Below are 23,973 nucleotides of genomic sequence, written 5' to 3' on the forward strand. Positions count from 1 at the left end.
GGTCACCTGCCGCTCGTGCCCCAGCCGGTCGGCCGGCTGAACACCGCGGTGCCGCGTTCCCCGCCGCCGCCGTTCGCCGCCGTCATGAACAGGCCCGCGTCCTGCACCGGGGCCGCACCCCGCACCCGGACGGTGGCGACCGTACGCCAGGTCGCACCCCCGTCCGCCGAGCAGGCGCCCGTGTAGGCGTCGCCCGCGCGCGACAGCCGCAGGAGGAGCGGTACCCGGCAGCCGGGGCCGGTGATCCGCCGGTACGCGTCGAGGGCGCCGTCACCGTCCGCGTCGTACGTCAGGGCCACCCCGCTCGCGGGCGTGACCGCCAGGTTGAGGAACCCGGGCGCCGAGGGCCCCGGGAGCGAGTCCCGGACGACGATCCCGGCACGCGCCCAGTCGCCGGTCGGGTCCTGCGCGTCCACCCGGACCGTCAGGGTTCCGCCGTCCGCCAGGGCGCCCTCCCGGTAGAGGGCCCCGAACTCGGCGACGCCCTTCCAGAGGTCCTGGCCGCCGCCGTTGACGGCGTACCGGTCGCCGAGCTGCCCGAAGACCGCGCCGTTGGTGCTGTACGTGCGCCAGGACGCGTCCAGGGGGCCGACGGCGTACAGGCTGCCCCGGTGCACGGTGGTGACCGGCTCCTCGCCCGCGGGGCCGTACGTGGTGCGCAGCTCGTAGGGGAGCGGTTCGACGGGCTCGGCGAGGGGGCGGTCCGGGGCGGTGACCCCCCAGGAGACCTGCCCGCTGCCGGCCGCCGGGACGGAGGGCAGCTCCAGGGGCGGCTGGTCGCCGAAGCCGGTGAGGACGAAGCCGGCGCGGCCGGTGGCGCGCAGGCCGTTGACGTTCCGCAGGGTGGCGGTGACCAGCCCGCCGGCGCCGGGCGGGAGCCCCGCCGGGTCGCAGGAGACCGTGACGTCGCCCTGGAAGGGCGCCGCGGCGAGGACGTCGTGGACCTTCCGGGCCGTGCGGTACGGGTCGTGCGGGGGCCGCACGGGGTAGGTCCGCGTCCCGTACGTCCAGCGCTCCTCCCTCGCGTACCAGTCGAAGTCCTTCGGGGCGCGGCCCTCGGCGAGGGCGTCCGCCAGCTCGTCCAGGTAGGCCCGCCACTGCGGGAGGTGGACGTCGGCGATGAGACCGGACCAGTCGCGGTTGGCGTAGTTGGCCAGGCGCCCGCCGTCGGCGGTGGGCCGGTCCGCCCAGGTGGTGACCAGCACGCGGGCGGTGCGCTCCAGGCCCTCGCGGCGCGCGTCCGCGAGCCAGGGCCCGAGGAGGAAGGCGCGGTGCGAGCCGGACATCTCGTCGCTCAGCCGCATCAGCTCCAGCCACAGCCGGGACAGCGCGCGGAAGGTGTCGAGATCCCGCTGCGCGTACGCGGCCCTCAGCAGCCCGATCAGTTGCCAGGAGCGGTTGGCGATGGCCTGGCGGCCCAGGTCGGTCAGGTCGTACCGGTACGCGTCGGAGCGGCGCAGCGGCTCCCGCACCCCGAGCAGAGCGGCGAACGCCCGGTCGAAGTCGGCCGGGTCGAAGGCGGGGGAGTGGGTGGCGTAGTACGCGCCGGAGCGGGCGGTCAGGCTGGGCCGGGCCGCGAAGACCGAGTCGTGGGGGCGGCCGTCGCGGCTGGTGATGCGGTACGCGGTGTCCCGCAGGACCGCAAAGGCCTCGCGCGCGCGGGGGTCGCGGCCGCCGTAGCGCAGGTCGGCGTACGCCTCGAACCAGCGGGCGCGGTCCACGGGCTCGCGCCGCCAGGCGAGCTCCGAGAACAGCTCCAGGGCGGCCGGGTCCCGCTCGGCGGCCTCCGGCATGTACGCGGTACCGGCGAGCGCGGATCCGGGCTTGTCGCGCCACGCAGGGAAGCGCTCGGTCCACACGTGGGTCCTGGCCCCGAGGGTGGTGCGGCCGCCGAAGTTGGGGATGGTGCCGAAGGCGTACGGGACACCGCCCCAGTCCCGCTCGCGGTCGGTGACGGTCTCCAGGTCGGACAGCCCGTCCACGACGAGCACCGTGCGCCTGTCCAGGGCGTCGAGCAGGTCGCGGCGCGGATTGGACTGCCAGCCGAGGACGATCCACAGGGCGCCGGGGCGGGCGCGGTGGAGGGCGGCCTCGACGGCGCGGGCGGCGTCCGGGACGGGCACGTCGCCGGGGGAGCCGCCCTCGTGCAGCAGGTCCATCTTGAAGTGCCGTACCTCGCCGAACAGGTCGGCCTGGTGGCGGTAGAAGGCGTCGGCGAACGCGGTGAAGGCCGCGGTGCGCGGGTCGAGCCAGTCCGGCCGGCGCAGCCCCGCCCAGACGCCCTGCGGCACGGTCCGGGCGCCGGGGTTGCGGGCGGCGAAGCCGTCGGGGACGGTCCCGAAGCAGCCGGGCAGGACCGGGTGCATGCCGAGCTCGCGGATCCGGTCGGTGATGCGGCGGCCCAGTGCCGCGCGGCGGGCGATCAGCCCGGGGGCGAGCGGGCCGCCGTAGCCGCTCATGTTCTGCAGCAGCCACCAGGGCTGGTGCGAGGGGGCCGGGAGCCAGGCGCGGGCCTCGGCGTCGGAGTAGCCGAAGTCCTGGAGGAGCCGGTGGTGTACGGCCTCCTGGCCGACGGTGACGAGGACCTCGTTGCAGCCGTGCAGGGCGAGCACGTCGATCAGCCGCTCCCAGCGCGGCCAGTCGGCGTACGGGGCGGTGTAGCCGTCGTGCGTGTCGTTGAACGCGAACCGGTGCGGGACGGTCGCCTCGTGCGCGAGCGGGGCGGGCGGCGCGGGGAGCCGGCGCGGGAGGTCCAGTTGGGAGCCCGACCAGGAGATGTGGGCACCGCACACGTACTTGAGGTACCAGTGGACCCCGGTGAGGAGGGTGGCGGGGCTCGTGCCCGCGACCTCGACGCGGCCCGGGGCGCCGGTGACGCGGAACCGTTCCGGGCCGTCCGTGAGGGGGATGAGGCGGAACTGGTCGGCGTGGCCGGGCAGGAGCCGTTCGAGGGCGGCGCGGGCGGGCCCGGCGCCGGTCGCGTTCGCCATGGCCGTCCCGTTCCCGGCGAGGGCGGCGCCCACGCCGATTGCTCCGGCGGTCCCCAGCAGCGTACGTCTCGACACTCCGGACACAGCGCTCCTCCATGGTGCTGACGCGACATCAGGTGCGATGAGGGACGCACGTTACCCCGGGTTCCGGCCCGGAACAGGGGTGCGAACCGGCACGATGGCCAGATGCGCACGGAACGACGAACGAGTACGGCACGGGTGGCTGCTGCCGCCCTGATATCCCTGGCCCTCCCGGTCCTCGCGGCCTGCGACGCCGACGGTGGGACGGCGGACGCGGCGCCGCCGACGGCGACGGGCACGCTGGAGCAGCTCGCGGCGAAGGCCGCCTGCGAGCCGGAGATCTCGACGGACGCCGAGGAGCTCCGCCAGGCGAAGTGCGAGACGCGGGACGGCGCGTACGTCCTGACCACCTTCGCCACCGACCGGGGCCAGCGGGAGTGGATCAACGAGGCCAACGACTACGGCGGCACGTACCTCGTGGGCCGCAAGTGGGTGGTCTCGGGCGACGAGAAGGTGGTCACAGCACTGCGCGGCCGGCTCGGTGGCGACGTGGAGACCGGCTCGTCGCACCACTCGGGGAACAGTGGTGGTGGGGGAGACGAGGGGTCCCACTCGGGGCACCACGCGAGCTGACCGCGCAGGTAAGGGGGGATGGACCGGACGGTGCACCCCTGATCCCCCGATCACCGGATCGGGGGATCAGATGGTCAGGCGCACCGGCGTCCGTCGTTGATGCAGTTCACCATCTGGTTCATCAGCCGACTGTTGAAGACGTTGATGAAGTCTCCGTGGTCCGTGATCGGCTTGTGCAGCTGCTCCGGGAACGAGTCCACGGCGAAGACGGTCCCCTGCGGAATGTCGTAGACGATCCGCTGGACCAGCTGCGGAATGGCCTGGAAGCCCTGCGGGCACTGGCCGTTCCCGTCCGCGAAGGCGACATGCGTACGGTGGTTGGCGCTGTCGGTGTTCTGACCGTCCCAGCAGCTCTGGAACTTGAAGGTGCGCACCACCTGGCTGCCCTGCGGGCAGATCGGGTACTTGTCCTTGAGCTGGCGGTCCTCGAATCCCGTGCAGCTCCACGACGCATTGGCGTTGGCATCACCGTTGGTGAACGCCTTGGCATCCCCCGTGATGATCCGCAGGAAGCGCGGCATCGCGGTCACCTTCGAGACCGGACTGCCGACGAAATTCATGGTGACCTGGGAAGGCGTCAGGATTTCGCCGACGTTCTTGTCATTGCCGCCGCCGTCGGCATTGGCGTCGTTCTCGTTCTGCCCGTTCTGCAGGCGCAGGACCGGCCAGAAATAAGTCGACTTGTCACCTTGGTTACGGCAGGTCGTCTGACCGCGGGCCAGGTCGTCGTCGCTGGCGAAGGCGTCGTTGGCCTGGTTGCCGACGTAATCGTGCATGTGGTGCGCGCCATTGCTCACACCCGGCGCCACGATGACGTTGTCCGGGTTGAACTTGCCGTTCTCGTTTCGGCCGCAGTCGGTGACGAAACTGCCGCGCGAGGCGCCGCGGAGCTGGCGGGCTTGCTGGACATTGGGCTGGACGGACTGGATGTCGACGAAGTCGCCGGCGACCGGCCCGTTGCCGGCCTGTCCCTGCCCTTGGCCCTGATCCTGGCCGTTGCCCTGATCCTGGCCCTGATCCTGGCCTTGGTCCTGGCCCTGATCCTGGCCCTGATCCTCGCCGTTGTCCTGACCCTGATCCTGGCCTTGGTCCTGACCCTGATCCTGGCCGTCGCCCTGGCCGTCGTTGTCGCCGAGCGTCGTGTCGTCCGCCTGCAGCTTGCAGGGCGCCAGGCTCGAGAGGTTCTCGGGCCGCTCGCCGTTGCGGCCGATGGCGATGACGATCCGTTCGATGGCGGCCAGCCGTTTGTCCTTCAGCGGATTGAGAATGGCGTTGTCGGCGAGCCGGGGATCCTGCTGGATCCGTTCCTTCTCTTCGGCGAACCGCTGGTAGGCATCGGTGATCTGGCTGTCCATGTTCGCCAGTTCCCGGTCCACTTCCCCGCGTGCCTGGTCGGGCACCTCGGGAAGACCGTTGGCGACTTCGGGGCAGTCGATGGTCGAGACCTGTTGTCCGGTGTTGAGGGTGTTCTGTTGCTGAGGCGGCGGGCTGGACCAGCCCTCACCCGCGGATGCGTAGAAATTGGCCGCTATCAGCCCACCCCCGCCCAGTATCAGGGCAGCCGAGGCGGCAATCGCCCGGTTGGCCAGCGTTGAGCGTTTTCGTGTGCGTCCCATGGAACTCCAATCCCGGGAGGGGAGAACCGCTCCGTTGCATACGGGTGGGGCGCACGGCCTGTTCAGCGCGCCGCGGCTTTCGTAGAAATCTCCGTCCGCAAAGCGGGCGAACCGTTACAGCCTCAGCCCCAGCGCCGCAGCCTCCTGCTGCGGACTCACCCCCACCACCGGCCGGTCCGGCCGCTGCGGCGCCTCGCCGCCACGGCTCCGCAGCCACGCCCAGGTGTCGGTGACCGTCTGCGCCACCGGCCGGCAGCGCAGGCCCGCCGCGAACGCCTTGGACACATCGCCGCGGTGCATCGCGTCGTGCGCCTCGCCCGGTGGCAGCCAGACCGGCAACTGGGTCCAGGGCTCGATGCCCGCGCCGAGGACCGCCTCCGGCGCGGTCCAGCGCAGCTGCGCGTCCGAACCGGTGGCGCGCACGCACGCGTCGAGCAGCCCGCCCATGGTCGTGTGCCCGCTCGGGCCGGTCAGGTTGTACGGGCCGCACAGCCCCGCCTGTACCGCGTCCAGGAGCCACTCGGCGAGGTCGCGGGCGTCGATGCACTGCAGCGGCAGGTCGCGCGGGCCCGGGGCGAGGACCGGTCCGCCCCGCGCGATCCGGTTCAGCCACCACGGCAGGCGGCCCACGTTCTCGCCCGGTCCGAGGAGCAGCCCCACACGTGCGAGCAGCGTCCGCCCGGCGCCGAACGCCTCCAGCGCGGCCAGTTCCCCACCCCGCTTGGCCTCGGCGTACGGCACGTCACCGGCCGCGTCCGGGGACGCGGCGACGAGCGGGCCGTCCTCGGTCAGCCCGGCCGGCATGGGCCAGGCGTACACGGAGCGGCTGGAGACGTACACGTACCGCCCGGCGCGCGGGGCGAGCAGCCGGGCCGCGTCCCGCACGGCGACGGGCGCGGCCGCCCAGGTGTCGACGACCGCGTCCCACCGCCCCTCGGCGAGCGGTGACAGCCCGCCGGGCGCGGTCCTGTCGCCGAGCAGGGCGGTCACGCCGGCGGGCGGCTCGTGCCGCCCCCGGTGGAACACCGTGACCTGCCACCCACGGGCCAGCGCGGCCTCCGCCACGGCGCGGCCCGCGAATTCGGTACCACCCAGGATCAGAAGTCTCATGCCGGCGACTGTGCCCCGCCGCGCCCGCACGGACCAGCGTTTCTGCTCTCAGGCGACACCCCCGGGACCTGCCTGTCAGGCGCCGGGTCTCGCGCCCGGCGCGACTCAGGGCCCGGGTCGCGTCGACTCACGCCCGGCGCGCATCCGACTGCGAACCGGGGATGCGGCCCGACCGCCGCCCGGCAAGTACCCGGACTCGCACCCGGCGACCCAGCGGCACCCGCCAGTCAGGCGCCGCGTCTCGCGCCCGGCGCGACTCATGGCTCGGCCCCGCGACGCACCGGACTGCGGCCCGGCGAGGCAGCCTGGCTGCCGCCCGGCGCGCACCGGGATGCCACCCGGCAGGCACCCGAACCTTCGCCCGGCGTGCACCGGGATGCCGCCCGGCTCGGCAACCCCACCCCGCCCGGTGACGCACCCGGACTCCCGCGCGGTGCGTCGGGGTGGCAGCATGTGCGGACGATGACGGATCCCCGGTCGCCCCTGCGGGCCCTGCGTGCCGCGCTCTTCGCGGCGGTGTGCGTGGCATTGGCCGCGGTGGGGCATTCGTCCATGTCTGCGCATTCCCTCCCGCCGGTCACGCTGCTCCTCGCCTTCGGGGTGACGGCGGGCCTGGCCTGGCTGGCGGCCGCCCGGCGCCGGGGCGCGCCCTTCATCACCGCGGGGCTGCTCGCGCTCCAGGCCGTGCTGCACGTGACCTTCGGCGCGGGCCGGTCCCACCAGGGCCACGGCCACCCCCACGGCGGCCCGCACCCCACCACCGGCATGCTCCAACCGGCCCACGGCGCGGCCCCGCCGACCGGGCACCACACCGCGCCGCCGGCCACCGCCGCCGGAGCCGACGCGGCGCACGACGGCGCGTCCGGCCTCGTCCGGGCGCTTCTCGACGCGGTCGGGCTCGGGGGGGCCTCCGCCGGCATGCTGGCCGTCCACCTCCTCGCCGCCGCGGTCTGCGCCTTGTGGCTCGCCCGCGGCGAGGCCGCCTTCTTCCGCCTCGCCCGCGCCGTCGGGGCCCTCGGGTTCACGCCGTTGCGGCTGCTCCTCGCCGCCGTGCTGCTGCCCGAGGCCCCGCGCCCGCCGCGCGCCGGGCGCCCGCCGGCCGCGTGCCGGCACCACGGAGTCGTCCTCGCGCACAGCCTGTCACGGCGCGGGCCGCCTGCGACCGCCGTACCCCGCGCCACGGTCCCCGGAGCCGCACACGTCTGACCGGGGGCCGCTTCCCCCTGCAGACAACGCCGACTCCTAGGACAGTCATGGCCATTGACGATCAGGCGATACCCGCCGCAGCACCACGGACCACCCCGTCCCCTGCCAGCCCCACCGAACCTTCCCGGCCGACGACCTGGAGCGCCCTGCGCCCCCTCGTCCTGCGCCTCCACTTCTACGCGGGCCTCCTCATAGCCCCGCTCCTCCTCGTCGCCGCCGTCAGCGGACTGGCGTACGCCCTCTCCTTCCAGGCCGAGAAGGTCGTCTACCGCCACGAGCTGCGGGCCCCGGTCGGCGACCAGGTCTTCCCGCTCTCGGCCCAGATCGGCGCCGCCCGCGACGCCCACCCCGAGGCAACGGTGACGGCCGTGTGGCCGTCGGCGGAGGAGGGCGCCACCACCCGCGTCCTCATGAGCAGCCCGGAGGTCGAGGAGGGCATGTCCCTCGCCGTGTTCGTCGACCCGTACACCGCGGAGGTACGCGGAGCCCTGCCCAGCTACGGCAGTTCGGGCGCCCTCCCGCTGCGCGCCTGGATCTCGCAGTTCCACGCGGACCTGCACCTCGGCGAGCTCGGCCGCAACTACAGCGAGATGGCCGCGAGCTGGATGTGGGTCGTCGCCCTCGGCGGCCTGCTGCTCTGGCTCGGCCGCAGGCGCAGCACCAAGCGCGCCCTGTTCGTCCCCGAGCGGGGCCCCAAGTCCCGCCGCCGCACCCTCTCCTGGCACGGCTCCGTGGGCCTGTGGGCGGTCACCGGGCTCGTCCTGCTCTCCGTCACCGGGCTGACGTGGTCGCGGTACGCGGGGGAGAACGTCGACCTGCTGCAGAACAAGTTCAGCGGTCCCACGCCCACCGTCTCCGCGGCCCTCGGCGGCGCGGCCGCGGGCGGCGGCGCGGACGGCGGCCACGAGGGTCACGGCGCCGGAGGCCACACGGCCCCGGCCGCCACCGGACCGGACGTCGGCATCGACAAGGCCGTCGAGTCGGCGGCGGCCGCCGGAGTGTCCGGGAAGATCGCGGTGACCCTCCCGGCGGACGGCAAGGGCTACGTCGTCAAGGAGACCGACACCCAGTTCCCGGTCCACCTCGACTCGGTCGCGATCGACCCGGCCGACGGCACGGTCATGGACGAACTGCGGTTCGCGGACTACCCGCTGTTCGCCAAGCTGACCCGCATCGGCATCGACGCGCACATGGGTGTCTTCCTCGGCCTCGCCAACCAGCTCGCCCTGGCCGCCCTCATGGTGGGCCTGATCCTCCTCATCCTGTGGGGCTACCGGATGTGGTGGCTGCGCAGGCCCACCAAGGAGCGCACGCGGGGCTTCGGCCGCCCGGTGCCGCGCGGCGCCTGGCGCAAGGTGCCGGTCACCCTGCTGCTGCCGATGGCGGCCGCGACGGCACTGGTCGGCTGGTTCGTACCGATGCTGGGCATCAGCCTGCTGGTGTTCCTCGTGGCCGACGCGGTGCTGGGCCTGGTGGCCCGCCGCCGCGCCGCCTAGCCGCACCATCCGGGCGGGCCGTCCGGGCGCACACCGCCGGACGGCCGCCTGAACACGCCTCTCAGGGCGCGTACTTGTAGCCGACCCGCCGCACGGTCTGGATCGTGCGGCGGTGCTCGGCGCCCAGCTTCCGCCGCAGCCGGGCCACGTGGACGTCGACCGTCCGCCCGTCACCGACGTGGCCGTAGCCCCACACGGTGGTCACCAACTGGTCGCGGGTGTGCACCCGGTGCGGGTTCGCCACCAGGTGCGCCAGCAGCTCGAACTCCAGGTACGTGAGGTCCAGCGGCCGGCCGTCCACGAACGCGGTGCGCCGGGAGGAGTCCACGGTCACGGGGCCCTCGACCGGGGCGGCGGCCACCACCGGTGCCGGTTCCTGCTGGTCGGCGGGGACGAGGACGAGGTAACCGACCATCGGCGGCTGCCCCGGCAGTGCCGGCACGGCGTGCGCCGGTGCGGGCAGCCAGGTGGCGCCCGGCGGCAGGAACTCGGTGACGTCGACGACCTCGTCCCGCCCGATGGCACGCAGCCGGTGCCGGCCGGGGGCGTGAGCGGAGGAGGGGACGGGAGAAGGAACGGGAGCGGAGAGGGTACGGGTGTTCGCCATGGTGGGCTCAGCTCTTTCGCGCGAAGGGACGGAAGTACGTCATGGCGCGACGGCCGAAGGCCTCTCGGACGGGACAGGTGCCGCCGAAGGCGTTAGAGGGCCGACGCGTTCCTCGCGCGGCAACACACCCGGTCGAAGTCGTGGTGCTGACGGGACGGCCAGAACGGCTCCAGGTCGCTGCGACCCGTCGCGGCGTACGCGGTGCTCCGAAGGCTGGCCATGGCCCTATTCAACCAGAAGCCGCCTTGGACGTCTCCCTGTTGTCCCACCACGACCGCAGCCGGCGCTCCACCGGCCGTTCCACCGCGTGGTGCAGGGCTGCGGCGGCCGCCACCGAGACGAGCAGCAGCGGCACGTACCAGAGAAGGTTGGTCCAGGCCACCGGCTGCAGGCCGTAGACGTCCCGCAGCGCGTAGATGAAGGTGGCGTGCACCAGGTAGAAGGCGAAGGACCACTCGCCCAGCCGAACCAGGGTGCGCCCGCGCAGCAGCGAGCGGCGTCCCTGGACATCGCTCCACGCCACCGCCGCGATCATCGCGGCGCAGGCGACAGCGATCCACTCCGCCTCGGCTGTTCGCGCGGCGTCCGCGGCGAATTCAGCGACTGCGTTGTCGAACGAGCGGCCCTCGCTGACCAGGAGCCATCCGACCAGCACACCGGCGCCGAGATAGCACCACAGCGGCCTCAGAGGTACCCGCCACCCCGCGAGCAGGGCGCGTGCGATGCCTATGCCGATCACGAACTCACTGAGCCGTACGACCGGATGCGGCACCTGACCGAGCCACGACGTGGGCCAGTGCCACACGGCCGCCCGGTAGAGCAGGGCCGCGGCGAAGGTGAGGACCGTCAGGAGCAGCGCGCCGCGGACCCGCATCCGGCCGAAGAGCCGGTGCAGCGCCGGGTGCAGCGCGTAGAAGAAGTACTCGCACGTCAGCGTCCATGCCGCGGGGTTGCCGGAGAACGTGATGGTGGGGTCCAGCGACCAGCCCTGGAGGAGCACCACCGACAGCAGCAGGATCCCGGCGCTGAGCGGTTTCACCCACCAGTCGGCAGGATCGGGACTGAGGCTGTAGAAGACCGGCACGGCGAGAAGCAGCGCCACCAGGTGCGACGGATGAATGCGGGCGAGGCGCCGCCAGTAGAACGCCGGCACCGTGACGCCGGGCCGGGCGGACCAGGTCAGGACGAACCCGGACAGGACGAAGAAGAGGGTGACGCCGTACGTCCCGAACGCGAGCACCTTGTGCACGGGCAGCGGGGCCAGGTTGGTCATGTGGTGCGCGAAGACGGCGAAAGCCGCCCACCAGCGCAAACCGGTCAGAGAGTCGAGCCGGGGAGCCGGCTCGGCGCTGCCCCCGGTCGCCCGGCGAGGGCCTGGAACCCGCCCGGCGCCGATGGACACCGTCGTCAGCGACTGCGTCATACGGGTGGCCTCTTCATACGCGAACGGGTGAACAACCCGGCGAAGTGTAGCGGCCGACGCAAAGCGGGGCGCGCACCGGTCACCGGTGAGCGCCCCGTCCTCGGCGGCGGAGGATCAGACCTGGCCGGCCTTCTCCAGGGCCGCGCAGCAGGTGTCCACCAGCAGGCGGGTGACCGTGTACGGGTCGACGTTGGCGTTCGGGCGGCGGTCCTCGATGTAGCCCTTGCCGTCCTTCTCGACCTGCCACGGGATGCGCACGGAGGCGCCGCGGTCGGAGACGCCGTAGGAGTACTGGTCCCACGGGGCGGTCTCGTGCAGACCGGTCAGGCGGTCGTCGATGCCGGCGCCGTAGTTCTTGACGTGGTCCAGCGGCTTGGAGCCCTCACCGAGCGCCTCGCACGCGGTGATGATGGCGTCGTAGCCCTCGCGCATGGCCTTCGTCGAGAAGTTGGTGTGCGCGCCGGCGCCGTTCCAGTCGCCCTTGACCGGCTTCGGGTCGAGGGTCGCGGTGATGTTGAAGTCCTCGGCGGTGCGGTAGAGCAGCCAGCGCGCGACCCACAGCTGGTCGGAGACCTCCAGCGGCGACAGGGGGCCGACCTGGAACTCCCACTGGCCCGGCATGACCTCGGCGTTGATGCCGGAGATGCCCAGGCCCGCCTTGAGGCAGTTCTCCAGGTGCGCCTCGACGACGTCACGGCCGAAGATCTCGTCGGCGCCGACGCCGCAGTAGTAGCCGCCCTGCGGGGCCGGGAAGCCGCCGACCGGGAAGCCGAGCGGACGCGTGCCGTCGAAGAAGGTGTACTCCTGCTCGATGCCGAAGATCGGCTCCTGGTCGGCGAACCGCTCCGCGACCTCGGCCAGCGCCGCCCGCGTGTTGGACACGTGCGGGGTCATGTCCGTGTTGAGGACCTCGCACAGGACCAGGATGTGGTCGCCGCCGCGGATCGGGTCCGGGCAGGAGAAGACCGGCTTGAGGACGCGGTCGGAGGCGTGACCCTCGGCCTGGTTGGTGCTGGACCCGTCGAAGCCCCAGATCGGGAGGTCGGCGACGCCGGTGGCCGCGCCCGCCGCGAGTATCTTCGTCTTCGAGCGAAGCTTGGCGGTCGGCTCGGTGCCGTCGATCCAGATGTACTCAGCCTTGATGGTCACGGGGGGCCTCATCCTGTGCGGGTGCAGCGGTATGCCGCGCAGCTTGGCAAGAGGGGATTTCCCGGCCGTTGCCCGTTTGTGAACCCCGTGTTACTCAGCTTCCCCGTGTTTCCCGCACTCGCTGTGCCACGGTGTGCGCATTGAGCAACGATGCGAATCCCGCGGCCCGGATCCGGGCCACGAGCTCGGCGTACCCGGTGCCGAGCGCCTCCGCCGTGCGCCCCAGGTGCCAGTCGCAGTCCGCCAGCCGCCGCAGCAGGTACCCGCGCCGGATCTGCTTGTCGGACAGCCGGAACGTCTTCAGGTACACCGCCCGCCCCTTGTGGTCGGTGATCACCTCGCCGATGTGCTGCTTCTGCCCCGCGTTGTGCAGGAACGGCGGCAGGAAGCGGTACAGCTCGTACGGACCCGCTCCTCGCACCCGCTCGAAGGCGTACGACGTCCGCAGCAGGTCCCGCGCCATCAGCGTGTCGTGCGACTCCGTCCACGCCCGCTCCTGCGCGCGGGCCGCGGCCCGGAGGTCCGCCAGGCTGCGCAGGTGGCCGGTGTCGCGGATGCGTGCGGTGAACTCCGGCACCGGCGCGCCGTACAGGGCGTACTGGTGCACCGTCTCGCCGTACAGGTCCTCGATCAGGGACGGGTGCAGCGCGCGGTAGTCGTCCGGGTGCGGGACGACGAAGGCGGCGGCCAGCGTGTCCGCCGCGTACACCATCACCCCGCACTGGCCCGGATGGATCTCGAACACGCGCAGCGCCTCTCCCAGTCCGCGCACCTGCCACCCGGCGTACGCGGCCTCCGCGCGCGGCGAAAGACCCTGGCGCACCGCTTGCCGGGACCACTCGTCCCACACCACGGACGGGCCGCCGAAGTGCAGGGCCAGGTAGCCCTCCAGGGCGAGGTGGAGCGGGAGGAAGCGGAGCCTCTTCCCGCCCCGCTCGCCCTTGGCCATGCGGTGGTGGCGCCGGACCGGGACGCAGCAGGGCGGCTCCGCGTCGTCGCCGAACTGCGTCCCGTACGCCGCCGACTCGCCACCCCGGCCACCGCCGGACCAGTCCGCGACGAAGCCGTGCGGGATGTACGAGACGTACTCGGTGCGCGGTCCGGCGTCGACCGCACCCGCCCCGTACCCGCCGTACACCTCCCGGTGCAGCCGCAGCCCCTCCACCGGCTCCTCCCGCACCAGCGGCACGAGACGGATGCCGCCCCATACCTGCGCGGGCCGGGCGGTCAGCCCCGTGAGATCGATCCGGGTCACGCCCCCGCCCCCTTCGTCCGGTTCGTCCTTGCAGCCCCGTTCGTTCTTCTCGTGTCCCGAAGGAACAGTTCCACCCGCCGGTCCAGATACGCCTGCAGATCGGACAGCCCCGTGCGCCCCTCCGCGAACTGCGCGATCTCCACCAGCGCGGGCAGGTCCTCCGCGTCACGGATCCCGGCCGTCGGCACGCTCGGGGCGAGACGCCGCACGTCGAAGCCTTCGGCGTCGTATACGGGGTTCACATGCACCACGCTGGTGCGGCGCTCGGCGTCGAGCCGGGTCCGCCACACCCGCAGCACCTCGCCCGCCAGGCCCGGCGGCGCGTTGTCCCACCCGTCCGAGACGATGACGAGCCGCTCCGGCACCGCTTCCAGCGCGTCGAGGATCCGCGTACCGAGCGGCGTCGGCCCCCAGGGGCGCACCAGGAGGGCGTCGGTGCCGCCCGACGTCCACAGCGGTGTGTACGTCGTCGCCAGCGCCTCCAGCAGGAAGTGGCAGCCCAGCGCCACCGCGAGCGGACGGCGCCGCTTCTCGCCCGACCCGGACGAGGAGTAGCTGTCGTCGAGGACCGCCGCGACCCGCCCCCACGTACCGGCGTACGGCCCCGCCGCCCGGCGCGCCGCCGCCCGCAGCGCACCGGTCAGCTCGGCGCGCCGGGCCACCCGCTCCTCCGCGCGCAGCGACAGCGCGTACAGCGCGAGCCGGGTCAGCGGCATGACGGACAGGTCGGCCGCGGCCGGCCCGGTACGCCGGGTCCGCAGCCGCTCCAGGCGGGTCATCCGCGGCGCGATCCGCTCCAGGAACACCTGGCGGGGGATGCCGTGCCGGGCGGCGAACCCCTCGGCGACGGTGAACGGCAGCTCGTAGACCGCCGACTGCTCGTGGTGGGCGCGGCGGTGTGCGTCGAGGAACGCGTCGTCGTACCGGACGCGCCGCTTCGGCGCGAACAGGAAGTCGCCCACCTCGTCGTGCGGGAGCGCGAGGTGCGCGTGACGGGCGGCGCTCTTCAGGCCGGACCGGTACTTGACCGCGTCGTACGCCGGATCGGGGCGGGCCGCCAGCCAGTCGCGGAGCACCGCGCGCGTACGGCGGTTGTTCACCTTCGCGGCCCGCAGCGCGCGGAAGAGGCGGTAGACCCGCTGCGGAGGCAGCGTGGCGAGGCGCGCCGCGATCAGCCGGCCCTCCGCGCGCTTCTGCTCCGGACCGCCGGCATCGGCCGCCGTGCGCAGCAGCTGCTCGATGATGAGGGCGGCGTTGTGGTCGTTGATGTCGAGGGCGAGCGCGGCCGCGTAGACGGGCCGGTAGTTGACCCGTACGTACGCGTGGAGGAAGGACAGCGACAGCCGCTGCTCGTGGGATCCGGAACGGAACTCCCGCTGCCCCGTCGCCGTCACGGCAGCGTTGACGAACAGCAGCACGTCCTCGGCCGCTATGAGGTCGGAGAACGTCTCCGCCATCGCCCTTCCCCCCGGTGTTGCGCGAAAGCCGGTGCCGGCCGGGGAATGAGGGCGCGAACAGCTGAATCGTTGCTTTACAGGGCAAGTCCCGGAAGTCGCGCCGGAGTCCCGCGGCCGGCCCCCGCAACGTAGCACCGGTGACCACGCCGGTCCGAACCGTTTAGGGCGGAGGCGCGGCTCGCCGACCGAAGCCGCGCCTCCTGTCGGCGGGGCCCGCCGGGGGCCCGTCCGCGTCAGCCGACGCGCTCGATGCGGGCCTTGCGGATGAGGAACTTGCCCGGCTCGCGGACCTGCTCGAACGCGGCGTTGTTCAGCAGGGCGCAGCTTCCGGAGACGGAGGTGACCTCGACGGTGGTGGACTTGTTGTTGTCGAGGTTCGTCACCTTGAGCTTGGTGCCGACGGGGAACTGGTTGCTGGAGGCCGCGGGGGCGCCGCCCTCTCCGGAGAGGGTCACGGTGGACCCGGCGCAGACGACCTCACCCGCGGCGCCGCCCTGCCCGCCGCCGTTGCCGCCGGCCGCCTGCTCCGCGCCGCCGTTGCCGCCGGCTCCCTGCTCTGCGCCGCCGTTCTGGCCGGCCGCCTGGCCTGCGCCGCCGTTGCCGCCGGCTGCCTGGCCCGCGCCGCCCTGCCCGCCGCCGTTCTGACCGGCTGCCTGGCCTGCGCCGCCGTTCTGACCGGCTGCCTGGCCTGCGCCGCCGTTCTGACCGGCTGCCTGGCCTGCGCCGCCGTTCTGACCGGCTGCCTGGCCTGCGCCGCCGTTGCCGCCGGCTGCCTGGCCCGCGCCGCCCTGGCCGACTTCGCAGCCCGCCGCGGCCTGCTGGCGCTTGATCTGCTCGATGACCGCCTGCCGGTTGGCGATCCGTGCCTCCGACTGGGCGTCGGGGTTGGCCTGCTGCCCGGCGATGAACTTCTCGTTGTTGCTCAGCGCGGTGGCCAGTCCGTCGCAGGCGACCGACGCCTGACTGGTCCCGGTCATCACCACCGCCGTACCGCCGACCAGCGCTGCCGCGCCGGCGAACAGGGCGATCTTCTTCTTCGCGCTGAGGGTCTTCTTGCGTGACACGTGGGGGCTCCTGTCCCCGGCCGCACGGGGGAGCGGCGGCCGGATGGGTTCCGTGTGTGCCCCTACGTACGAGTAGTAAGCCGGTTTTTCTCAACTCGCTTTTGTCACAAGCGTTTCAGCGGGAGCGGTCGAGCGCGTCCCGGACCGCTTCCTCCGTCCGTCCGACCACCGCCGAACCGTCGTCCGCCGTGATGATCGGGCGCTGGATGAGCTTGGGATGCTCGGAGAGGGCCGTGATCCAGCGCTCGCGCGCAGAGGCCTCGCGCGGCCAGTCCTTCATGCCGAGCTCCTTGGCCGCGGCCTCCTGCGTGCGGGTGATGTCCCACGGCTCCAGCCCGAGCCGCTCCAGCACACCCCGGATCTCGTCCGCGGACGGCACGTCCTCCAGGTAGCGGCGGACGGTGTACCGCGCGCCTTCCCCGTCGAGCAGCTCCAGGGCTCCGCGGCACTTCGAACAGGCAGGATTGATCCAGATCTCCATGGCCGACACCGTACCGTCCGACCCCTCACAGCCGGTCCGGCCAGGGCCGATTGTCAGTGGTCGCCGGTAAAATCGGGGTAGTTCGTGAGGGCCCGGGGGAGGGCCCCCACACCGCGTACCAGGAGGTCGCCGATGGCTGTCGCCGCGGTCCGGACACTGCCCCTCGAACCCTGGAAGCCTCTGCACAGGAAGCCACTGCCCGCGGGCCGTCCCCGCGAGTGGTACGTCTCCCACAACCGCCGCCTCAAGGCCATGCGCCTGGCGATCGCCCTGCTCGACTCGGGCGTCTACCACCCCTCGAAGGCCGACGACGACACGATACGCACCACCGCGGCCCGCGTCGGCGTGCACCGGCCGTCCGACGCCACCTGCCGCATGGTGCGCACCCTGATCCGCTCGGGCCGCTGAGCGGCCCACCACCTCCCGTGCCCACCCGCTCGTGCCCACCCGCCCGTGCCCGCCGCCTCCCGGGGCGGCGGGCACGGGCCTGAGCCGTCACCCGGACAGGTTTCCTCCATGACCCTTCCGCGTCCCCGTATGACCGGCGAAGAGCGCAGGCGCCGTATCGCCGTGCGCCACCACCTGGCCCAGGAGGCCCGCGCGGGCACGGTCGAGCAGGTCGCCGACTCGCTGACGGCGCTGCACGGCACCGACCCGGCCACCGTGCACCTGGCCGCGGTGGCCAGACTGGCCGGTGCGGCCGGTGACCCGGTCGCGGCCATGGAGCGGGCGCTGTACGAGGAGCGCACCCTGGTGCGGATGCACGCCATGCGCCACACGGTCTTCGTCGTCCCGGCCGCGCTGGCGCCCGTCGTCCAGTCGTCCACCACCGACGCCGTCGCCGCCCGGGAGCGGGCCACGCTCATCAAGCAGCTGAAGGCCGGCAGCTCCCTCGACGAGGCATGGCTCGCGGACGTCGAGAAGTCCGCCCTCGCGGCCCTGGAGCGGCGCGGTGAGGCAACCGCCGCCGAGCTCGCGCGGGACGAGCCGCGGCTGCGCGAGCAGTTCCTGTACGGCCCCGGGACCCGCTACGAGCAGCCGCAGACCGTCTCCACGCGGCTGCTGCGGCTGCTCGGCACCGAGGGCAAGGTGGTGCGGGGCCGCCCGCTCGGCTCGTGGACGTCCAGCCGGTTCCGCTGGGCGGTCGCCCCCGCGCTGCCGGGCATCCCGCCGGCCGAGGCGCAGGCCGCGCTCGTCCGGCGGTGGCTGGCCTCCCACGGCCCGGCGACCGAGGCGGACCTCGCCTGGTGGACCGGCTGGAAGGTCACGGACGTCCGCAAGGCGCTCCGGGCCGTCCACGCCGTCGGGACCGACCTCGACGAGGGCGCCACCGGGTACGTACTGCCCGACGACACCGGTCCGACCGAGGAGCCCGCGCCGTGGGCCGCGTTCCTCCCGGCGCTGGACCCCACCCCCATGGGCTGGCAGCAGCGCGACTGGTACCTCGACCCGGGCCATCGCGCCGAGCTCTTCGACCGCAGCGGCAACATCGGCCCCACCGTCTGGTGGAACGGCCGGATCATCGGCGGCTGGGCCCAGCGGCCGGACGGCGGGCCGGTCTGGCGCCTCCTGACGGACCCCGGGAGCGAGGCGGCGAGGGCGGTCGAGGAGGAGGCGTCCCGTCTGCACGCCCGGCTGGCCGGCACCCGCGTCACCCCCCGCTTCCGCACCCCGCTGGAGCGCGCCCTCTCCGCGTGAACGCCCGCCGCCGGCGGAGGTGGGCCGCCGTGCCGGCCCCGGTCCTCTTCCGCCGGTCACGGCGACACTGCCGACTTCCGGGCCCCCGCCGAACATCCGGGCACCCGGACCCGGGCTTCACCCTCCGGGAACGGCCGTCGGCCGTGCCTTCCGGTGAGGGAAGAGCACGGCCGACGGCCCACGGACGGCCCAGGCGAGCGGAATCCGCTCCGGCCTGCGGCGATCTTAGATGTCGAAGTACAGCTCGAACTCGTGCGGGTGCGGGCGCAGCTGGATCGGCTCGATCTCCTTGGTGCGCTTGTAGTCGATCCACGTCTCGATCAGGTCGGACGTGAAGACGCCACCGGCCTGGAGGTACTCGTTGTCCTCCTCCAGCGCGTTCAGCACCGAGGCGAGGTCGGTCGGGACCTGCGGGACGCCCGCGTGCTCCTCGGGGGCGAGCTCGTAGAGGTCCTTGTCGATCGGCTCGGCCGGCTCGATCTTGTTCTTGATGCCGTCGAGGCCGGCCAGCAGCAGCGCCGAGAACGCCAGGTACGGGTTGGACGACGGGTCCGGGGCACGGAACTCGACGCGCTTGGCCTTCGGGTTCGAGCCCGTGATCGGGATGCGCATCGCGGCGGAGCGGTTGCGCTGCGAGTACACGAGGTTCACCGGCGCCTCGAAGCCCGGCACCAGGCGGTGGTAGGAGTTCACCGTCGGGTTGGTGAAGGCCAGCAGCGACGGGGCGTGCTTCAGGATGCCGCCGATGTAGTAGCGGGCGGTGTCGGAGAGACCCGCGTAGCCCTGCTCGTCGTAGAAGAGCGGGTCGCCGCCCTGCCACAGCGACTGGTGGACGTGCATGCCCGAGCCGTTGTCACCGAAGATCGGCTTCGGCATGAAGGTCGCGGTCTTGCCGTTGCGCCAGGCGACGTTCTTCACGATGTACTTGAAGAGCATCAGGTCGTCGGCCGCGGCGAGCAGCGTGTTGAACTTGTAGTTGATCTCCGCCTGGCCGGCGGTGCCGACCTCGTGGTGCTGGCGCTCGACCTGCAGGCCGGACTTCTCCAGCTCCAGGGAGATCTCGGCGCGCAGGTCGGCGAAGTGGTCGACCGGCGGGGCCGGGAAGTAGCCGCCCTTGTAGCGGACCTTGTAGCCGCGGTTGTCCTCGAGCGCACCGGTGTTCCAGGCGCCGGCCTCGGAGTCGATGTGGTAGAAGCCCTGGTTCGCGGAGGTCTCGAAGCGAACCGAGTCGAAGACGTAGAACTCGGCCTCGGGACCGAAGTACGCGGTGTCCGCGATGCCGGTGGAGGCGAGGTAGGCCTCGGCCTTCTTGGCGATGTTGCGCGGGTCGCGGCTGTACTGCTCGCCCGTGATCGGGTCGTGGATGAAGAAGTTGATGTTCAGCGTCTTGTCACGGCGGAAGGGGTCCACCCGCGCCGTGGACAGGTCGGCGCGCAGGGCCATGTCCGACTCGTGGATGGCCTGGAAACCGCGGATCGACGAGCCGTCGAAGGCGAGCTCCTCAGCCGGGTCGAACGCCGTCGCCGGGATCGTGAAGTGCTGCATCACGCCCGGAAGGTCGCAGAACCGGACGTCGACCATCTTGACGTCGTTGTCCTTGATGAACTTCTTGGCTTCGTCGGCGTTCTGGAACATCCAACTCCTCCTACTCCCACCCAGGGAGGGGCGGGGTTGCAGCTCGGTCGTGAGGCCAGTGCGGTGGCACACGCTGGTTCCGACCCTAGGTACCCGGGATTTCTCAGGCATGACCCATTTGTTTCGGTGAAGTTAACCAGCAGCCTGGCCGGTAACACGGCAAGGACCCGGGCGCAAGTGATCGAAAGCGGGCACAGTACCGTGGTCGGGTGGACAACAGGCAAGCAATCGGATCGTGGCTCTCCGGACCGCGCGCGGCCGCCGAGGACATGGGTGTCGACTTCGGTTACCGGGGGGAGCGGCTCGGGCTGCCGCAGGAGGGGCCGGGCTCCATCGCCCCGCTCGGGCGGCGCTTCGGAGCCCTGTTCATCGACTGGACGCTCTGCGTGGTGATCGCATACGGGCTGATCGCGCGGGGTGACCAGACCGCGGCCGGCAACTGGGCCGTCGTCGTGCTCCTCGTGCTGAGCCTCCTCACCGTCGGTACGGTCGGCAGCACTCCCGGCAAGCGGATCTTCGGGCTGCGCGTCATCTCGGCCGACGGGGAGCGGCTCGGCATCGTCCGGGTGGCCGTCCGCAGCGTGCTGCTGTGCCTGGCCATCCCCGCGCTCGTCTGGGACCGCGACGGCCGCGGGCTGCACGACCGCCTCGCACGCGCCGTCCAGGTCCGTATCTGACGCCCCTGCCCCGCTCCGGCCACCCCACCGCGGGCACGGTCCGCGTGGTACGGGAGGCATCCCCCCGGGACGGCCGGCCGGGCGACCTGCGGGGACACGGCGCTCCGGCCGGATCGCCGGCGCGGCCGCGACGGGCGCACGCACGAGCCGACGGAAGAGGGGCGCTCCGCCAACGCGGAGCGCCCCTCTTCCTGTGTCCGTCGGGCGTCGGCCTAGCGCATCCGGCCGCCGCGCGGCATCCGCATGCCCTTCGGCATGGGCCCCTTCGGCAGCGGCATGTTGCTCATCAGGTCGCCCAACGCGCGCAGCCGGTCGTTCGCCTGCGTCACCTGCGGGCCCGAGAGCACACGGGGCAGCTTCAGCAGGGTCACGCGCAGCTTCTTCAGCGGGACCTGGCCCTCGCCGGTCCCCACGACGATGTCGTGGACCGGTACGTCGACGACGCGGGCCATCCGCTTCTTCTCGGCCGCCAGCAGCGACTTCACCCGGTTCGGATTGCCCTCGGCCACCAGCACGATGCCGGCCTTGCCGACGGCGCGGTGCACCACGTCCTGGTTGCGGTTCATCGCCACCGCGGGGGTGGTCGTCCAGCCGCGGCCCACGTTCTGCAGGACGGCGGCCGCCGCACCCGGCTGGCCCTCCATCTGCCCGAAGGCCGCCCGCTCGGCGCGGCGCCCGAAGACGATCGCCATCGCGAGGAAGGCCAGCAGGAAACCGAGGATGCCCAGGTATACCGGGTGCCCGATCAGGAAGCCGATCGCGAGGAGGACGCCGAAGACGACGATCCCCACGCCCGCGACGACAAGACCGACCTTGGGGTCGGCCTTTCGGGTCATCTTGTACGTCAGGGCGATCTGCTTCAGTCGCCCGGGGTTCGCAGCGGCGTCAGCGCCGTCTGAGTTTGCCTTCCTCGCCATGCTGTGAAGTTTACGTGGCCGAGGAAGTGCGGCCCGACACGCCCTCCAGTACGTGCTGGGCCTCGACCCGGTCCCTGGCCCGGGCGCGGTCCTCCAGGACGGACGTCCAGGCGTTGCGGCGGGCCGTGCGCTGGCCCGCGCCCAGCAGCAGCGCCTCCAGCGTGCGCAGGGCGTCGGTGACGGAGGGGAACGCGTGGGCGTGCACCTCGCGGGGCGTGCGCAGTGCACGCACCTCGCGCAGATCGCGTACCTCGTGTGCCTCACGTACCTGGTGAGCCATGGTGGTGGGTCCCCCCTCGGAGCGGGTTCGTCGGGAGCGGAACGCAAGCGCGTGTGCACTGCGTACGAACAGCATCACAGATTGGTGTTACCAAGGCATGACCGAGCGGTCAAACACCGATGAAACGTTCAGGCAGGCGCCATGGACACGGCCCGGAAGGCCGGCGCGGCCCGTACCGTCCCCACCTGCGGGGACGGTACGGACCGCGTCGAACCGGACGTTACTGGCCGGTAATAGCTTGTGCTCGGATTCACACGGCGGTGCTCCGCCGCGGCGTCAGGCGACGGTCTCGCCCCGGCGTTCCATGGCCTGCTGGAAGAGGCGGCCGGCGCGGTACGAGGAGCGGACCAGCGGGCCGGACATGACGCCGGAGTAGCCGATCTCCTCGGCCTCCTCCTTCAGCTCCACGAACTCGTGCGGCTTCACCCACCGCTCCACGGGGTGGTGGCGCACCGACGGCCGCAGGTACTGGGTGATCGTGATCAGCTCGCAGCCCGCGTCGAACAGGTCCTGCAGCGCCTCGCTGACCTCCTCGCGGGTCTCTCCCATGCCGAGGATCAGGTTCGACTTGGTGACCAGCCCGGCCGCGCGGGCCTCGGTGATCACCTTCAGCGAGCGCTCGTAGCGGAAGCCGGGGCGGATGCGCTTGAAGATCCGCGGCACGGTCTCGACGTTGTGCGCCAGGACCTCGGGGCGGGCGGAGAAGACCTCGGCCAGCTGCTCGGGCTCGGCGTTGAAGTCGGGGATCAGCAGTTCGACCTTGGTGCGGCCGGCCGGCCTGTCCGCCGTCTGCGCGTGGATCTGGCGCACGGTCTCCGCGTACAGCCAGGCGCCGCCGTCCTCCAGGTCGTCGCGCGCGACGCCGGTGATGGTGGCGTAGTTCAGGTCCATCGTGACGACCGACTCGCCCACGCGGCGCGGCTCGTCACGGTCCAGCGCCTGCGGCTTGCCCGTGTCGATCTGGCAGAAGTCGCACCGCCGGGTGCACTGGTCACCGCCGATGAGGAAGGTGGCCTCGCGGTCCTCCCAGCACTCGAAGATGTTGGGACAGCCCGCCTCCTGGCAGACCGTGTGCAGTCCCTCGCTCTTCACCAGCTTCTGGAGCTGGTTGTACTCGGGGCCCATCTTCGCCCGGGTCTTGATCCACTCGGGCTTGCGCTCGATGGGGGTCTGGCTGTTCCGGACCTCCAGGCGCAGCATCTTGCGTCCGTCGGGAGTGACTGCGGACACGGCTGGCTCCTACGGCTTCGATTCCTCGGCGAACACCAGGGTACGCCCCATAAAAATGCGGCCTTGTCGGCGGCTGTCGTTACGCTTGGCCAACCTGTGGCCACGGCGTGACATTCCCCGTGGCTAGGCGACGGCCGCCTCGCCGGGGGCGCCGGCCCCGTCGATCACCCGCGGCCTCGGCTCCGCGTTCTCCAGCACGTCCCGCAGGTGCCTCTCCGCCACCGGCAGCACGTCGGCGATCGTCAGGTCCCGGCCCAGCTCCTGAGCCAGCGAGGTCACACCGGCGTCGCGGATGCCGCACGGGACGATCCGGTCGAACCAGGTGTTGTCCGGGTTCACGTTCAGCGCGAAACCGTGCATCGTGACGCCCTTGGCCACGCGGATGCCGATCGCCGCCAGCTTGCGGTCCTCGCGGCGCTGGCCGGCGTTGGACGGGGCGTACTCCGGGCCGTTGAGGCGCGGGTCGAACTCGTCGTCGTGCAGCCGCGGGTCGAAGTCCAGCGACAGGCCGCCCAGCGAGGGGCGTTCCTCCACCGGGTCGCCGAGCACCCACACACCGCTGCGGCCCTCGACCCGGGTCGTCTCCACGCCGAACTCCGCCGCGGTGCGGATCAGCGCCTCCTCGAGGCGGCGCACGTGCGCCACCACGTCCACCGGGCGCGGCAGCTTCAGGATCGGGTAGCCGACGAGCTGGCCCGGGCCGTGCCAGGTGATCTTGCCGCCCCGGTCCACGTCCACGACCGGTGTCCCGTCCAGCGGGCGCTCGCTCTCCGCGGTCCGCCGCCCGGCCGTGTAGACGGGCGGGTGCTCGAGCATCAGGCAGGTGTCCGGGATCTCGTCCGCGAAGCGAGCGGCGTGGATCTCACGCTGCTTGTCCCACGCCTTCCGGTATTCGACGGCTTCCTCGCCGAATCCCAGACGGACGAATCGGAGCTCACTCACGGCACGCCTCCCTCTTGTGTGCGAATCGCGCCTCGGCCACTGTACGGCGGCACCGGCCGTGGCGGTCGGGCAGGGCGTTCGGGGCC

The 23,973-nt window shown here is 72.5% G+C and carries 22 protein-coding genes; 6 read left to right on the top strand and 16 right to left on the bottom strand.

The window, feature by feature from the left end:
* Positions 1-2: 2 nt before the first annotated feature.
* Positions 3-3,074, bottom strand: a complete 3,072-nt coding sequence (locus IH00_RS0103955; RefSeq protein ID WP_031069576.1) for an alpha-N-acetylglucosaminidase — start codon at positions 3,072-3,074, stop codon at positions 3-5.
* Positions 3,075-3,176: 102 nt separating this feature from the next.
* Here IH00_RS0103955 and IH00_RS0103960 point away from each other — a divergent pair, with 102 nt between their 5' ends.
* Positions 3,177-3,644 carry a hypothetical protein gene (locus tag IH00_RS0103960; protein WP_031069579.1) on the top strand — a complete coding sequence of 156 codons (468 nt, stop codon included), beginning with the start codon at positions 3,177-3,179 and terminating at the stop codon, positions 3,642-3,644.
* Between the two features lie 74 nt (positions 3,645-3,718).
* Here IH00_RS0103960 and IH00_RS0103965 read toward each other — a convergent pair whose 3' ends face one another.
* Together IH00_RS0103965 and IH00_RS0103970 are read right to left on the bottom strand one after the other, a co-directional pair.
* Positions 3,719-5,260: a DUF1996 domain-containing protein gene (locus IH00_RS0103965; protein ID WP_031069581.1), complete on the bottom strand. Its 1,542-nt coding sequence runs from the start codon at positions 5,258-5,260 to the stop codon at positions 3,719-3,721.
* 114 nt (positions 5,261-5,374) lie between these two features.
* Positions 5,375-6,370, bottom strand: coding sequence for an NAD-dependent epimerase/dehydratase family protein (locus IH00_RS0103970; protein WP_031069582.1), 996 nt, complete (start codon positions 6,368-6,370; stop codon positions 5,375-5,377).
* 552 nt (positions 6,371-6,922) lie between these two features.
* On the opposite strand from IH00_RS0103970, the gene IH00_RS0103975 reads away from it, so the two are divergent.
* Together IH00_RS0103975 and IH00_RS0103980 are read left to right on the top strand one after the other, a co-directional pair.
* A complete protein-coding gene (locus tag IH00_RS0103975; RefSeq protein ID WP_039946351.1) occupies positions 6,923-7,576 on the top strand; it encodes a hypothetical protein in 654 nt (217 codons plus the stop codon).
* Positions 7,577-7,623: 47 nt separating this feature from the next.
* Positions 7,624-9,072, top strand: a complete 1,449-nt coding sequence (locus tag IH00_RS0103980) for a PepSY-associated TM helix domain-containing protein (protein ID WP_031069586.1) — start codon at positions 7,624-7,626, stop codon at positions 9,070-9,072.
* A gap of 61 nt (positions 9,073-9,133) precedes the next feature.
* Here IH00_RS0103980 and IH00_RS0103985 read toward each other — a convergent pair whose 3' ends face one another.
* From IH00_RS0103985 to IH00_RS0104020, 8 genes are all read right to left on the bottom strand, one after another.
* A complete protein-coding gene (locus IH00_RS0103985) occupies positions 9,134-9,679 on the bottom strand; it encodes a winged helix-turn-helix domain-containing protein (RefSeq protein WP_031069589.1) in 546 nt (181 codons plus the stop codon).
* A gap of 92 nt (positions 9,680-9,771) precedes the next feature.
* A complete protein-coding gene (locus IH00_RS44975; protein ID WP_267882540.1) occupies positions 9,772-9,900 on the bottom strand; it encodes a hypothetical protein in 129 nt (42 codons plus the stop codon).
* 8 nt (positions 9,901-9,908) lie between these two features.
* Entirely contained in the window at positions 9,909-11,102 is a 1,194-nt protein-coding gene (locus tag IH00_RS0103995) for an acyltransferase family protein (RefSeq protein ID WP_078887546.1), read from the bottom strand.
* 114 nt (positions 11,103-11,216) lie between these two features.
* Positions 11,217-12,251 (bottom strand): glutamine synthetase, encoded by a 1,035-nt coding sequence (glnII, locus tag IH00_RS0104000; RefSeq protein ID WP_031069593.1) that lies wholly within the window; start codon positions 12,249-12,251, stop codon positions 11,217-11,219.
* 94 nt (positions 12,252-12,345) lie between these two features.
* Entirely contained in the window at positions 12,346-13,506 is a 1,161-nt protein-coding gene (locus IH00_RS0104005; RefSeq protein ID WP_031069595.1) for an ARPP-2 domain-containing protein, read from the bottom strand.
* Positions 13,503-14,963, bottom strand: coding sequence for a hypothetical protein (locus IH00_RS0104010; RefSeq protein WP_052411160.1), 1,461 nt, complete (start codon positions 14,961-14,963; stop codon positions 13,503-13,505). The genes IH00_RS0104005 and IH00_RS0104010 overlap by 4 nt, the downstream gene beginning before the upstream one ends.
* A gap of 233 nt (positions 14,964-15,196) precedes the next feature.
* Positions 15,197-16,027 carry an RlpA-like double-psi beta-barrel domain-containing protein gene (locus IH00_RS0104015; RefSeq protein ID WP_031069599.1) on the bottom strand — a complete coding sequence of 277 codons (831 nt, stop codon included), beginning with the start codon at positions 16,025-16,027 and terminating at the stop codon, positions 15,197-15,199.
* Between the two features lie 115 nt (positions 16,028-16,142).
* A complete protein-coding gene (locus IH00_RS0104020) occupies positions 16,143-16,508 on the bottom strand; it encodes an arsenate reductase family protein (RefSeq protein WP_031069601.1) in 366 nt (121 codons plus the stop codon).
* A gap of 132 nt (positions 16,509-16,640) precedes the next feature.
* Here IH00_RS0104020 and IH00_RS0104025 point away from each other — a divergent pair, with 132 nt between their 5' ends.
* Entirely contained in the window at positions 16,641-16,916 is a 276-nt protein-coding gene (locus IH00_RS0104025) for a hypothetical protein (RefSeq protein ID WP_031069602.1), read from the top strand.
* A 129-nt stretch (positions 16,917-17,045) separates the two neighbouring features.
* Complete coding sequence (locus IH00_RS0104030) at positions 17,046-18,206, top strand: winged helix DNA-binding domain-containing protein (RefSeq protein ID WP_234334761.1); 1,161 nt, start codon at positions 17,046-17,048, stop codon at positions 18,204-18,206.
* 225 nt (positions 18,207-18,431) lie between these two features.
* Here the strand turns inward: IH00_RS0104030 and glnA are convergent, their stop codons facing one another.
* Positions 18,432-19,841, bottom strand: a complete 1,410-nt coding sequence (gene glnA, locus IH00_RS0104035) for a type I glutamate--ammonia ligase (protein WP_031069606.1) — start codon at positions 19,839-19,841, stop codon at positions 18,432-18,434.
* Between the two features lie 209 nt (positions 19,842-20,050).
* Between glnA and IH00_RS0104040 the strand changes: the two genes are divergently transcribed.
* The gene (locus IH00_RS0104040; RefSeq protein ID WP_078887547.1) at positions 20,051-20,518 is read left to right on the top strand and encodes an RDD family protein; all 468 of its coding nucleotides are present in this window, start codon (positions 20,051-20,053) and stop codon (positions 20,516-20,518) included.
* A gap of 212 nt (positions 20,519-20,730) precedes the next feature.
* Here IH00_RS0104040 and IH00_RS0104045 read toward each other — a convergent pair whose 3' ends face one another.
* The 4 genes from IH00_RS0104045 to lipB all read right to left on the bottom strand — a co-directional run bounded on the left by IH00_RS0104045 (position 20,731) and on the right by lipB (position 23,887).
* Positions 20,731-21,435, bottom strand: coding sequence for a DUF4191 domain-containing protein (locus tag IH00_RS0104045; RefSeq protein WP_031069610.1), 705 nt, complete (start codon positions 21,433-21,435; stop codon positions 20,731-20,733).
* Positions 21,436-21,445: 10 nt separating this feature from the next.
* Complete coding sequence (locus tag IH00_RS0104050) at positions 21,446-21,640, bottom strand: SCO2195 family GlnR-regulated protein (protein ID WP_031069612.1); 195 nt, start codon at positions 21,638-21,640, stop codon at positions 21,446-21,448.
* A gap of 351 nt (positions 21,641-21,991) precedes the next feature.
* A complete protein-coding gene (gene lipA, locus IH00_RS0104055; RefSeq protein ID WP_039946200.1) occupies positions 21,992-22,945 on the bottom strand; it encodes a lipoyl synthase in 954 nt (317 codons plus the stop codon).
* Between the two features lie 123 nt (positions 22,946-23,068).
* A complete protein-coding gene (lipB, locus tag IH00_RS0104060) occupies positions 23,069-23,887 on the bottom strand; it encodes a lipoyl(octanoyl) transferase LipB (RefSeq protein ID WP_031069615.1) in 819 nt (272 codons plus the stop codon).
* Between the last annotated feature and the right edge of the window lie 86 nt (positions 23,888-23,973).

Source organism: Streptomyces sp. NRRL S-118 (assembly GCF_000716335.1).
Classification (GTDB): Bacteria; Actinomycetota; Actinomycetes; order Streptomycetales; family Streptomycetaceae; genus Streptomyces.